Raw genomic sequence first — 12,101 nt, 5'->3', positions numbered from 1 at the left:
GCCGGGGCGGCGCGGCTAGCCATGCCGCCCGGGCCTTTCTATACTGTTGTCCCATGTGGCTGACGCTGATCCTCAATTACTTCACCGCATGGCCGCGCGTGCTGGCCGTGCTTGCGCTTGCCTGCGGCGGTGCGCTGGCGACCGCGCTTGTATCCCAATATGCCTTCGGGGCCGAACCCTGCGTGCTTTGCATCTTGCAGCGCTGGCCGCTGGCGCTGGCCTTCGCGCTGTCGCTCGCGGGGCTTGTGCTGCAGATCGGCGGACATACGGTAAGGCGCCGGGCGCGCGTGCTTCTGCTTGGCGTTGCGGCGCTGGCCTTGCTTGCCGCGGCGGCGCTGGCCTTTTTCCACACCGGGGTCGAACAGCACTGGTGGGCGGGCACGGCGGGCTGCACGATTGATCACGCGGGCGCGGCCGATGCGGCGGCGCTGCGCGAACAGTTGCTCGCGCGCATCACGGCGCGCTGCGACGAAATCAGCTGGACCTTCCTTGGTTTTTCCATGGCCAACTGGAACATGCCTTTCTCGCTTGCACTTTCCACCCTCGCGGTGCTTGCCGCGCGGCGCGCGCGGCGCGAAAAATTCAAATAGGAACCCGCTCATGCCGCGCGCAAACAAGAAGCCACAAAAAAAAGCGGCTGCGCCACACCTGCCGGGCGGGCGGGCTTTGCACGATGAAATCGCGCGCATGATCCGCGTCGATCATGCGGGGGAATTCGGCGCGCAGCGCATCTATGCCGGTCAAATCGCGGTGCTGGGCAAAAGCAAAGCCGGCCCGGTGCTCCGCCATATGGCGGAGCAGGAGGAGGCGCACCTGCAGGCTTTCTCGCGGTTACTGGTGGAGCGCGCGGCGCGGCCCACCGCGCTGCACCCGCTCTGGCGCGTGCTCGGTTTCGCGCTCGGCGCCGGTACGGCCGCGCTCGGGGAAAAAGCGGCGATGGCCTGCACCGTCGCGGTCGAGGAAGTGATCGATGAGCATTACGCGAAGCAATTGCGCAAACTGGGCAAGGACGATCCCGAACTCGCGGGCCTTATCGCCAAATTCCGCGCCGAGGAGATCGAGCATAAAAATATCGGCCTCGACCACGATGCCGAAAAACTTCCCTATTACCGCGGGCTGCGCGCCCTGATACGCCGCGGCGCAAAAACCGCGATCTGGCTTTCGGAGCATATCTAATTGTCTGTTGCGTTCTCTTTCACGGCCTTTCTTATTCTATACAGCTCCAACAATGAGCGCGTAATCTTGCCCTCGTAATTCTCTAGTCCATAAGCTTCCAAGACTGTTCGGTCCAAGTTTCTCCGGTCTTCCATATGTAGCTCATCCCTTACATGTAAAACATCTCTGTTTTTTATTACATCAAATGCTTCTTTTATATCACTGCGTTGTTGTTCTGCTAATAGAGCCGGATTAAGCATGTAAAATACACTTCTAAGCTTTGTTGGTTGCAAATCTAAAGCACCAAGAGCCCTGCCAAAGCCAGCCGCTTCTATAAAGAACATGCCCAACGTAGTATTAAGAAGTGCATGCGCCAACGCTACATCAAGATGACTGGAAAGCTTTGTCATTCTGATAAGTCGTTGATCAACAAAACCCTGTCGACTCATCATGGCTGCAAACAGACGATCTTCTGGATTCATGCCCAACACTATATCCGCCAACGTGTTTGGCGCCATTTCATACCAATAGCACCCCGGACTGGCCAGAACTTCCGTTAGCGGCTGGCCACTATTATTATAGGCTCCCTCAAAACTTCTTATCCAACGGACGGCCCCATGATGTCCGAGCCTTTCCAGATCCTCAATACTTTCTGAACAACAGAACGCCTCTACATCAGATCTTGCCATGTAAGTATGAACATCAGCCATGGTTCTAAGAACCGACACAATGTAGTCAGATTCAATCCCGTGACCCTGCTGAGGGTAGAACAGGTTATTCCAGCCTCTCCGTTGTCCGCGTGCTATCTGGAACAGACTGGAAACCTTGGTCAAACTGGTTCTAATATCCAGAATCCAGCGAACATCAGAAAAGAAACATGCCCAGCTAGCACATACCTGTTCGATTTCTGCCAGCTCTTCATCAGAGTAAGTGTTAATGCGCAAAAGATCACTGACATGATCACCTGTAGATGCAAGTACATCGGCAATCATTGCGTTCGTTTTGTCCACATTCCAATCCGATAACGGTTTAAGGGTTGTTACAAATTTTACTGGCTCCTGCCTTGTATGTTCAGATTTTTTCTCGAGCACAAGCAATGTTGTAACAACCTCAGCATTTTCAAACCACCTCCCGGCACCAGATATAACGACAGTTCTTATACAGAAACGTTGCGCCATCACGGCACGCAACTTCTTTCCCCACTCCGTACCCAGCCATGCGTTCGAAACAATGACACCAGCCCTGCCTTGCGGTTGCAGCAATTTTTCTAAATAAACAATAATATAAGCAAACAAGTCGGATTTTTTGGATATTTGATCCTCTTCTTCTATGGACTGTAAAAATAATCTTATTCCTTGATCATCATGTTCAATGCTCTCAAATCTTACGAATGGCAGGTTGGAAACAATGCTAGACATTAAAGGAAGCATACGAGAAATCTTATTACCTGTATTGGGATCTGCGAGAACAACGGCATTGTTTTCTCGTAAATCAAACACATCGCTGCAGAATATTTGCACAACACTGCCCATAGCCTGAGGATCTGCAAGTGCCATGGTGCATAATGACAAAGGGAATTGGAATTTATCCGAAGCCCAAAGTGTCGAAAGGGCGCCCTCAACGGTCTGGTTACGGCTGCGTTTCAGTTCGTAAGCAGCGCGCACTATTGTACCGGTTCCACAGCAAGGGTCCATGACGTGTCCGATGCGGTTCTCCACAGCCAGCCCAACTAGAAAACACGCAAGTGCATTGGGTGTTGCATATTGGCCTGCCGCTTTGCGGCGGGAAAGTTGCAAAGCGTTCTCCATGACCCTCTGCAAAACCTCCTGCGAAACGGAAACACGGCCCGCTTCGGTCAAAAGGTCGTTAACTTGACACAAGCCCTGCCATGCCTCTTCTCCGATATGTTCACTTGCTATGGTCGGAAAGAGAATCTGTAAGAAGTCACATTGTACAGAAATATTTTGGAAAATTCTTGCTGCTTCTGTCAAACTGCATCCTAAAGATACCGTCTCTACAACAACAGCAACTTGATGAAAACTTTTTAAATATTGGCAGAATAGAAACCTGTTAAGCCACCCAGTCAAAGCGACCATGGCAATAATATTGTACTCAACATTGCCACCTGGTTTTTTGCCGTACTCCGATGCATTGAGATTCCACCACCGCTGTATTTCCGCTTCTATAAAAGCGGATGTGTTGGCCATATTTTTTATAGAACCCGCAGCCACACCTTTAAATTCGTCAATAAATCCTGCCATGAACCCGTCATCAATAATTTCGTGCAAAGCTGACGACTTCAACTCACCGTTCATGAAAAAGTTATTGAGGTCGTCCAAAATCTCTCCAAGAAGAGCCTCCCAAAGCGGCATGCTTTCTCTGACCATCTCTCGTTCGGTAACACCTAATGGTCCCCACCTTTTGCGTTCCAGAAAAACCCCATTTACACCCTTGATGTAAAGAACGGCTTCATTCACATTCCACAAAAGAAAGCTGTTAACCTGAAGACGGTTGGCTTTCTTCTCTGCGTTGCTGTAAAAATCAGGGTCAGAAACCGGAGTATCAGGAAATTTGAGCTCCCATCCATGCCGTACACGCACGCCTTGTTCATCTCCAAACAAAAGTACGTCCGGAAACAAACTCCCATTGCTTCCCCTAAGCGTATGCTCACCGCCTGCAGCAATTATTGGCTTTGTTCTGTTTGTACAATAAGCATTTATACGGCTGATAAGTTCAATACCCCATGCGCGTTCGTTGTAATGCACGCTAGGCATCAGCGTATCAAGGTTGGCACTGCCTCATGGGCACGTAAGCGACGTTCAATAACCTTGATGTAATCAATTTTCCTGTTTTTAAAAAGATGTGTTTCCTGATTTTTTTCAATGCCGCAGTAATGACGGCCCTCCAGATGCGCGGCAACTAGAAAACTACCGCTGCCGCATGCATTATCCAGAACAACATCACCCGGATTTGTAAACGTTCTTATAAGATATCTTCCCAAGTCGACTGGTTTTTGTGTTGGGTGCCAAACTTCTCTCTCGGGTTCACTCTCGGCTGTCTTAAAATATACAATGTCCACCGGGTAGCGTGCGCCATCACTTTTCACATGGCAAGGCAAAAAATCGCCATAGCTTCCGGACAGTTGATTTTTCCTAACGCCTTTATCATACGGCGTTCCATTTCGCATTTGCGGATTATAAGTTGGTTGACTGTTATAAAACACACAGACATCTTCATGTTTCCGCAGTGGTTGTTTCCTGGCATTGAGAAAGTTCGTAGATTTGGATTTTTCCCAAACAATTTTGTATTTGAACCATGTTTCGTTTGATAAAATAAGTTTTGCGGTAAACATTCCCTGCGCCGTCAGAACAACAACGCCATTTGGCTTTAGAATGCGCCTGTAATGACTCCACAAATTACCAAGATCTATGATGGAATCCCACGCATTTTGTGTCGTCCCATAGGGAAGATCGCATAAAATCATATCAATCACATGATCAGGAATACGCCTCATGACATCCAAGCAATCACCTTCAAATACACTGTTTACAAAATCCAGATCATTGCACGAGGTGATCGGTGATTTTTGGGCGGAATACATGTTCAAATCACCCAGAAATTCCCCAAGCAGTGTTGATGCGTGCCGCATATTTTAGCCTCTGGTTGGCAGACAGATTTAATAAAACTGGGAACGTTAATTTTGGAACCAGAAAGGAGAACATTTCGGCAACATAGTAACCTGTCTCAGTGTGTTTAGGCAAACAAAAATTGTTTCTGCAAATATTTATAAACTGTGGATCAATAAATTAAACCGGGTCCAGTTCGGTATCCCAGTACAGATAATCCCGCCAGCTCTGGTGCAAAAAGTTGGGCGGGAAGGCGCGGCCGTTTTCCTGCAATTCCATGCTGGTCGGCCGCCACGGATCGTGGCGCGGATGCATGTTGCACTGGCGCGGCAATTGCGAGCCCTTGCGCAGGTTACACGCGCTGCACGCGGTTACAACATTGTTCCATGTCGTGCGGCCGCCGCGCATCTTGGGGATCACATGGTCGAAGGTCAGGTCATGCGTGTTGTGCCGCTCGCCGCAATACTGGCATGAAAAACTGTCGCGCAAAAACACGTTGAACCGCGTAAAGGCGGGATAACGCATGGAGGGGATATATTCCTTGAGCGCGATCACGCTCGGCAACTTCATCTCGAAGCTGGGCGAATGCACGGTGCGGTCATATTCGGAAAGGATGCTGACGCGATCGAGGAAAACGGCCTTCACCGCATCCTGCCACGACCATAACGACAGGGGAAAATAGCTAAGCGGACGGTAATCCGCATTTAAAACAAGCGCCGGGCAGGCTTCAAACGACACTGGTGACCTCGCTTTCGCTTGGATGCTAAGCGGACCGGCAAGCGCCACCATGCCGGCACGGAATCAACGTTCTTATTTTATCTAAAGAAACTTAACGAATGATGCAAGCCGCGTTGCGGCGTTAATGCTTTTCGTTGCGGTGCAGCAACGAACAGGCAAGCATTTGGCGGAAAAGGAATTTGCCGCGGCGGCGCGCACAAGGCCGCGTCCGCGCGTTCAGCCGCCCAATACCTTTTTCAGGAAGTCGCCGCCCGCCTTGATCCCCGCATCGTCAATCCCGTGACCGAGCATCGGGCATGTCAGATTTTGCACATCGATACCCGCTTGGCGCAAATGCGCGCTCGCATAACTCATAGCGGGATATGGCACAACGGTATCAAGCGCACCGTGCACCAGAAAAACCGGCGGCTTGCTTTTAACCTCGGCGGCCAGAACTTCGCTGCCAAGCAACGCGCCGGAATAGCCAAGCACGCCCGCCAGCGGTTCAGCGCGGCGCAGCGCGACATGCAGCGCCATCATCGTGCCTTGCGAAAACCCGACAAGCGCGGTTTGCGCCGCCGCCACGCCGCATGCCTGCATGGTCTTGTCGATGAACTCGTTCAGAATTTCGGCCGCGTCGCGCGCGCCTGCAAGCATTTGCGCCGGGGTCCATTCGCGCAAGGTGAACCACTGAAAGCTGTGGCCATAGCCCGGCGGCGCCATATCGCACGGTGCGGGCGCGTGCGGGGCCGCAAAGAATGCGTGCGGCAAAAGCGGCGCCCAGGCCGGCACAAGCCCGATCAGGTCATCGCCCGAAGCGCCAAGGCCGTGCAACAAAATGACAAGCTGCTTCGCTTTGCCGCCGCTTTGCGGCGGCACGCTAGGGCCCGTGAGCACGCCCCTGTCTTACTTGGCGGCGGGCGCGAGCGCGGCGTAAACCACCCGCGCGCTCATGGTGACTTTTTGCGCCCGTTCCATCGGCTCGGCCCCGCCCGTATCGGCGGCAAACGTCGCCATTTCGGCGCGCATGGTCTTCATCATCATCGGCCGCATCGGCGGGCTGGCGCCGCCGAAGCCGATCTCGCCGATACGATAGTTACGGCCGGGCAGCGTGGCATTGATGGTCGCAAGCTGTTCGCCCGCCTGTTTCACAAGCTGCGCGCGCAGGCCGGCGCGCGCCGCTTCCATTTCGGCCAAGGTCGGGCTGAAATCGATATCCATAACCTTGATCTGCATGCCCGCCTTGCTTTGCTTTTTCGCGATATCGTGCAAACCGCCGAGCGCGGCTTCGGGCAAACGCGCTTCATAGGTGGCGTTCCAGCGCTCAAGCCCGGTGCTGTCCTGCCCGCGCGAAAAACCCGTCAGCTTCCATTCGCCCTTCGCGAGGCCGGATACCGCCTTCACCATCGCATCGCGCATGGTGCCCGCCGCTTCGCCGGAAACCGCGGCATCCACCGTCACGCTTACGCGCGCGGTTTGCGTCGTCACCCAGTCTTCGGCGACCAGATCGAACGTCACGGTATCATCGGGCTTGTAATCTTCGGCCAGCGCGGCCGGGCTGATGGCAAGCAGGGTGACGAAAAGGGCGGGAAGAAGGGCTGTTTTCATGATGATCCTCGGGATAGTTCGGAAAGGGGCCGGGAAGGAATAACGCCGGATTGTGGCACAACCGGGGTCAGAAATCCAAATTGCCGTAGTTTTTTGCGGGAAGCAGCCCCGGCACATGGTCGCCCAGCAGCGGGCGGAATGTGGGGCGGGATTTGATGCGGGCGTACCAGTTGCGCGCCTCGACATGGTCCTGCCACGGCACGTCGCCAAGGTAATCGATAACCGAAAGATGCGCGGCGGCGGCGATATCGGCCATCGAAAGCTCGTCGCCCGCCAGCCAGTTGCGCCGCTCGGTCAGCCAGCCGATGTAATCGAGGTGGTGGTGGATATTGGCGTAACCGGCCCTGATCACACGGCTGTCGGGTTCGCCCGAACCCATCAGGCGCTTGAGCGCCTTTTCGCCGTAAAGATAAAGCGCAACCTCGGCATAGAATTTATGATCGAACCACGAAACCAGCCGCCGCACCTCGGCGCGCGAAGCCGCGTCCTTGCCCAAAAGCGGCACCTTGCTCACGGTCTCATTGAGATATTCGCAAATCGCCACGCTGTCGGCCAAAACGCGCTGCTCGGCCAGATCGTGCAAAACCAGCACAGGCACATCGCCCGCGGGGTTGAGCGTCAGCAATTCGTCGCGCCTGTCCCACGGTTCTTCGAACACCAGCTCATGCGGCACATCCTTTTCGAGCAGGACAAGCCGAACCTTGCGGCAAAAGGGGTCGAGCGGGTGATGGTAAAGCGTGGTCTTCATGCTTCCCGTCAATTAGCACGGATCGGCGCGGCGGTTAACCGGCAATTTGACATTTTCCGCGCCGGGCGCGACATCAAGAACATGATCCGGTTTATGGCGTTCACGGCATGACACAGTTTTCGGCCACAGGCCTTGCCTGCCGACGCGGGGCGCGGCTTGTGTTTCGCGATATCGGCTTTGCGCTGGCGGCGGGCGATGCGCTTGCGCTGACGGGGCCGAACGGCGCGGGCAAATCTTCCTTGCTGCGGCTCGCGGCTGGGTTGCTCGCGCCGCTGCGCGGCGCGCTGGCGTGGCAGGGCGAAGCGGTGATGCCCGGCAACCCGGCCCATGGCGCGCGGCTTCATTACATAGGCCATGAAGGCGCGGTGAAGCCGGGGCTGACATGCGCCGAACATCTGCGTTACTGGGCTGCACTGTCGGGCGGGCGGGTCGATACGCCGGGCTGCGATGCGCTTTTAAAAATTTTTGCGTTGGACGGCGCGGGCGGCCTGCTGGCCAAAACGCTTTCCGCCGGGCAAAAACGCCGGCTGTCCCTGACCCGTTTATTGCTGGCGCGGCGGCCGCTCTGGCTGCTCGATGAACCGGCCTCCGCGCTCGACGGCGCCGCCATATCCGCGCTGCAAGCGGCGACCGAACGGCACCGCGCGCAGGGCGGTATTGTCATTGCCGCCGGGCATGGCGCGCTGCCATGGCAATCCACGCACACCATCAATCTGGGCGGGCCGCAAGCGGCGATCGGCGGCGCGGCATGAACGGGGCGGGCACCATTGTCTTGACCGAGCTGCGCGCGGCGTGGCGCAACCCGGCTGCGTTTATCACCGGCGTGCTGTTTTTCTTCCTCGTTATCCTGCTCGCGCCCTTCACGCTGGGGCCGGAGCCGGAAATTCTTACCCGCATCGCGCCGGGCATGGTTTGGCTCGCTGTGATATTTGCCGGGCTGATGGGGCTTGAACGTTTGCTGGCGGAAGACGGCGCTGACGGCACCGCCGATCTGCTCGCGCTTTCGCCGCTGCCGCTGCCGTGGCTGCTGACGCTCAAATTCCTTGCGCACTGGCTGGTGGCGGGGCTGCCGCTGCTGGCGCTGATGCCGCTGGCGGCGGTTTTGCTGCATATATCCTTCGCGCTTTTGCCGCTGCTGATGCTCAGCGCCGCGCTCGGCGCCCTGCTGCTCACGCTTCTGGGCGGCTGCGCCGTGGCGCTCACCCTTGGCCTGCCGCGCGGGATCGCGCTGGTCGCGCTTCTGCTGGTGCCGCTTATGATCCCCGGCGTAATTTTCGGTGTCGCCACGCTCGATGCCGCGCAAACCGGCGGCAATTTTGTAACGCCCTTGTTCTTGCTGGCGGCAATGACGGTAGCGGCGCTGGTGGCCGCCCCGTGGGCGGCGGCGGCGGCCTTGCGCCACAGCCTTGAATGATGGGATGAAAAGCCGATGAACCTGCACGCTTTCGCCAGTCCCGCCCGTTTCAGCCGCCTTGCGCGTTTCTTGCTGCCCGCCCTCGCGCTCGGCGCCGCCGCGCTGCTTGCATGGGGGCTGTATCTGGCGCTGCTCGCATCCCCGCCCGATTATCAGCAGGGCGAAACCGTCCGCATCATGTACATCCATGTTCCCTGCGCCTGGGTCGCGCTCGGTCTTTATGCCGCGCTCGGGCTCGCGGCCGGGACGGGCCTTATCTGGAAGCACGCGCTGGCTTTTGTGTTCTGCCGCGCGGGCGCGCCTGTGGGCGCGGTGTTCACGGCCGTTTGCCTTGTAACGGGCTGCCTGTGGGGCCAGCCGATGTGGGGGACATGGTGGGTGTGGGATGCGCGCCTGACCAGCGTGCTGATTTTATTTCTTTTGTACCTCGGCGTCATCACGCTTACGCGCGCGCTCGAAAGCGCTTCGGGCGGGCAACAGCGCGCCGACCGCGCGGGCGCGGTTTTACTTCTGATCGGGCTCGTCAATTTGCCGGTGATTCATTTTTCCGTGAACTGGTGGCAAACGCTGCACCAAACCTCGGGCGCGCTGCGGCTTTCCGGCTCCAGCCTCGATCCGGCGATGCTGAAGCCGCTGCTGGTGATAGGCGCGGCGCATATGCTTCTCGCGGGCGCGCTTATCATCATACGCATGCAAAGCGAACTGGCCCGCCGCCGCGCCGAAGCGCTGGAAATGCAAGACTTGCTCGGTTAGCGCCCTTCCCGCCACCATACGATCACGGTCAAGCCAAGCAGCAGCGCCAGAAGCGCCCATGCGGGCAACAAAGGCCGGCTTTCCGCGCCGGTCACGATATAATCGCCGCCGCGCACAAGCCCAAGCCAACCGTTCCCGGCTGCGCGCGCGCCCCTGGCGGTGCGGCGCACGTCTATGCCTCCCGGGAAATCTTCAAGCCAGAAAACCCCGCCACGCGTGGCCTCGGCCAGCGGTTTCAAAACGTCGGCGCTTGCGCGCATGTCGCGCCATTCAGGCGCATCCATGTGCCCGGCCGGCACCGCAACATAATGGCTGTCGTCATACAAACGGTACACGCCTTCGCTTTCCACGTGTTGTGTGGCGACAAAAACGCCGGGGCGTTCGCCCGGTGCCAGATCGATGATTTGCGCGCTGCCGTTCGGCGCGGTCATTTGCACAGGCGGCACGCGGGCATCAAGGCTGCGCCTTTCGATCGTAATATCGAACCCTGCGCCCGCCGGCACGGCGCGGGCGGAAAGCGATTCCTCGTCCAGTTCCGGTTCGCGCATCAGCCAGTGCGCGAGCCTGCGCAGCAATTCCGCCTGCGGCCCGCCGCCCTGATAGCCGCGCGACCACAGCCATATCTGGTCGCTTAAAAGCTGGCCCACACGACCCTTGCCAAAATGATCAAGCACGAAAACCGGCCGGCCGCCATCACCCTGCATCAGCACGATGCCGCGCAGCAATTCTGTATCCGTTTGCTGCAGCCATGGCCCGCCCACGGGCACGGGCGGGCGCGCTTCCGGCGCTTCGCCCGCCAGCCCGGCGGTGATCGGATGGCGCAAACCATCCGCGGTCAGCGCCGGGGTAAAGGCGCGGTTGGTCACCGCACCGGTCGGCCTGGTCGGCAGCACGCGGCCAAGCGGCGTGCCGTAAAGGCTTTCATCGCCCGCATAGCCGGCACCGCCGATATCGAGGAACGCGCCGCCGTTTTCCACATAAGTTGCGATATTACGCAAATATTCTTCGGGCAGAATGCCCAGCTTGCGCACGCGATCAAAGATCACGAGATCGAACCGGGCCAGCTTTAATTCAAACAATTCCTTCACCGGAAAGGCGATCAGCGACATTTCCTGCATCGGCGTCGCATCCTGTTTGGCGGGCGGGCGCAAAATCGTGAAATGCACAAGCTCGACCGCCGGGTCGGCCTTCAGCAAATTACGCCAGGTGCGTTCGCCCGGGTGCGGCGCGCCGGAAACCAGAAGCACCCGCAGCCGGTCGCGCACGCCGTGCACATTGAACGCCGCCCTGTTGTTTATATCTGTCAGCTCGCCTTCCGCATGGTCGATGGTCAGCTCGAAGATATTGTCGCCCGGATGGCCGATGGGAAGCGCGATATCCGTATCCTTGCCCGGCACGGCGTTCACCGTAATCGTTTTATCGATATCGTATCGCACGGTCACCGGCACCGGCGCATCCCCGCCCGCGGGCCTGTCTTCCACCCGCACGCTTGCGGTCGCATCCCTGCCCACGATGCCGAAACCCGGCGCGCGCGCGATCACGAGCCGCCGGTCGAACGCGTTTTTCTTCCCGGTCAAGAGCGCATGCACCGGGCCAAAGCGCCGCAGCGATGCAATCTTTTCCGGCACATCATGCACTTGCCCGTCGGTGATCATGATCGTACCGGCGATGCGCTGCGCCGGCACATCGGCCAGCGCCTGCTGCATTGCGCCGACAAGGTCGGTTTCCGCCAGCCCGCCGGCCCGCACGATACGCACATCAACGTCATCAAACGCGCCAAGCTGTTCCTGCAATTTTGCAAGCGCGTCCTGCGTTTGCTGCGCGCGCTCCCCAAGCTTCTGGCTTCCGCTTTCATCCACGATCACGGCCGCGACATCACTCACCGGCTTGCGGTTTTCTTTCAAAAACGAAGGGTTGAGCAGCACGAGCGCAAAGGCGGCGGCAAGCAAAAGCCGCAGCCAGCCACCGCGCACGCCGCGGCGCAGCGCGAAAAACCCGATCGCGCAGGCAAGCAACAACAGGCCCGCGAACAAAGGCAGCGGCACCATGGGGTTGAAAACGATCAGCGTGCCATCCATGC

Annotated in this window: 12 protein-coding genes; 5 read left to right on the top strand and 7 right to left on the bottom strand. The window is 57.6% G+C overall.

Annotated features, from left to right (window positions below):
- Positions 1-53 precede the first annotated feature (53 nt).
- Positions 54-590 (top strand): disulfide bond formation protein B, encoded by a 537-nt coding sequence (locus tag GC131_08810; GenBank protein MBI1274163.1) that lies wholly within the window; start codon positions 54-56, stop codon positions 588-590.
- Positions 591-600: 10 nt separating this feature from the next.
- Positions 601-1,176 (top strand): demethoxyubiquinone hydroxylase family protein, encoded by a 576-nt coding sequence (locus GC131_08805; protein ID MBI1274162.1) that lies wholly within the window; start codon positions 601-603, stop codon positions 1,174-1,176.
- Here GC131_08805 and GC131_08800 read toward each other — a convergent pair.
- From GC131_08800 to GC131_08775, 6 genes are all read right to left on the bottom strand, one after another.
- Positions 1,173-3,929: an N-6 DNA methylase gene (locus GC131_08800; GenBank protein ID MBI1274161.1), complete on the bottom strand. Its 2,757-nt coding sequence runs from the start codon at positions 3,927-3,929 to the stop codon at positions 1,173-1,175. The genes GC131_08805 and GC131_08800 overlap by 4 nt on opposite strands.
- Positions 3,929-4,756: a site-specific DNA-methyltransferase gene (locus GC131_08795; protein ID MBI1274160.1), complete on the bottom strand. Its 828-nt coding sequence runs from the start codon at positions 4,754-4,756 to the stop codon at positions 3,929-3,931. The genes GC131_08800 and GC131_08795 overlap by 1 nt, the downstream gene beginning before the upstream one ends.
- A 205-nt stretch (positions 4,757-4,961) precedes the next feature.
- Complete coding sequence (locus GC131_08790) at positions 4,962-5,570, bottom strand: HNH endonuclease (GenBank protein MBI1274159.1); 609 nt, start codon at positions 5,568-5,570, stop codon at positions 4,962-4,964.
- 165 nt (positions 5,571-5,735) lie between these two features.
- A complete protein-coding gene (locus GC131_08785) occupies positions 5,736-6,395 on the bottom strand; it encodes a prolyl oligopeptidase family serine peptidase (GenBank protein MBI1274158.1) in 660 nt (219 codons plus the stop codon).
- 9 nt (positions 6,396-6,404) lie between these two features.
- Positions 6,405-7,106, bottom strand: coding sequence for a hypothetical protein (locus tag GC131_08780; protein MBI1274157.1), 702 nt, complete (start codon positions 7,104-7,106; stop codon positions 6,405-6,407).
- A 67-nt stretch (positions 7,107-7,173) separates the two neighbouring features.
- Positions 7,174-7,854 (bottom strand): glutathione S-transferase family protein, encoded by a 681-nt coding sequence (locus GC131_08775; GenBank protein MBI1274156.1) that lies wholly within the window; start codon positions 7,852-7,854, stop codon positions 7,174-7,176.
- A 107-nt stretch (positions 7,855-7,961) separates the two neighbouring features.
- On the opposite strand from GC131_08775, the gene ccmA reads away from it, so the two are divergent.
- From ccmA to GC131_08760, 3 genes are read left to right on the top strand one after another with little or no spacing between them, the layout of a single operon-like run.
- A complete protein-coding gene (ccmA, locus tag GC131_08770) occupies positions 7,962-8,606 on the top strand; it encodes a heme ABC exporter ATP-binding protein CcmA (protein MBI1274155.1) in 645 nt (214 codons plus the stop codon).
- Positions 8,543-9,268, top strand: coding sequence for a heme exporter protein CcmB (gene ccmB / locus GC131_08765; GenBank protein ID MBI1274154.1), 726 nt, complete (start codon positions 8,543-8,545; stop codon positions 9,266-9,268). The genes ccmA and ccmB overlap by 64 nt, the downstream gene beginning before the upstream one ends.
- 21 nt (positions 9,269-9,289) lie before the next feature.
- The gene (locus GC131_08760) at positions 9,290-10,021 is read left to right on the top strand and encodes a heme transporter HemC (protein MBI1274153.1); all 732 of its coding nucleotides are present in this window, start codon (positions 9,290-9,292) and stop codon (positions 10,019-10,021) included.
- Here GC131_08760 and GC131_08755 read toward each other — a convergent pair.
- Positions 10,018-12,099, bottom strand: a complete 2,082-nt coding sequence (locus tag GC131_08755; GenBank protein MBI1274152.1) for a hypothetical protein — start codon at positions 12,097-12,099, stop codon at positions 10,018-10,020. The genes GC131_08760 and GC131_08755 overlap by 4 nt on opposite strands.
- Positions 12,100-12,101: the final 2 nt, after the last annotated feature.

This window comes from Alphaproteobacteria bacterium (genome assembly GCA_016124955.1).
Classification (GTDB): domain Bacteria; phylum Pseudomonadota; class Alphaproteobacteria; order UBA9219; family RFNS01; genus RI-461.
This window is presented reverse-complemented; position numbering and strand designations above follow the sequence as displayed.

Coding starts and splice junctions, on each gene's coding strand:
- GC131_08780 (MBI1274157.1), bottom strand. CDS start 7,106: ATGAAAACAGCCCTTCTTCCCGCCCTTTTCGTCACCCTGCTTGCCATC.
- GC131_08755 (MBI1274152.1), bottom strand. CDS start 12,099: ATGGATGGCACGCTGATCGTTTTCAACCCCATGGTGCCGCTGCCTTTG.
- ccmB (MBI1274154.1), top strand. CDS start 8,543: ATGGCAATCCACGCACACCATCAATCTGGGCGGGCCGCAAGCGGCGAT.
- GC131_08800 (MBI1274161.1), bottom strand. CDS start 3,929: ATGCCTAGCGTGCATTACAACGAACGCGCATGGGGTATTGAACTTATC.
- GC131_08775 (MBI1274156.1), bottom strand. CDS start 7,854: ATGAAGACCACGCTTTACCATCACCCGCTCGACCCCTTTTGCCGCAAG.
- GC131_08805 (MBI1274162.1), top strand. CDS start 601: ATGCCGCGCGCAAACAAGAAGCCACAAAAAAAAGCGGCTGCGCCACAC.
- GC131_08790 (MBI1274159.1), bottom strand. CDS start 5,570: ATGGTGGCGCTTGCCGGTCCGCTTAGCATCCAAGCGAAAGCGAGGTCA.
- GC131_08795 (MBI1274160.1), bottom strand. CDS start 4,756: ATGTATTCCGCCCAAAAATCACCGATCACCTCGTGCAATGATCTGGAT.
- ccmA (MBI1274155.1), top strand. CDS start 7,962: ATGACACAGTTTTCGGCCACAGGCCTTGCCTGCCGACGCGGGGCGCGG.
- GC131_08810 (MBI1274163.1), top strand. CDS start 54: ATGTGGCTGACGCTGATCCTCAATTACTTCACCGCATGGCCGCGCGTG.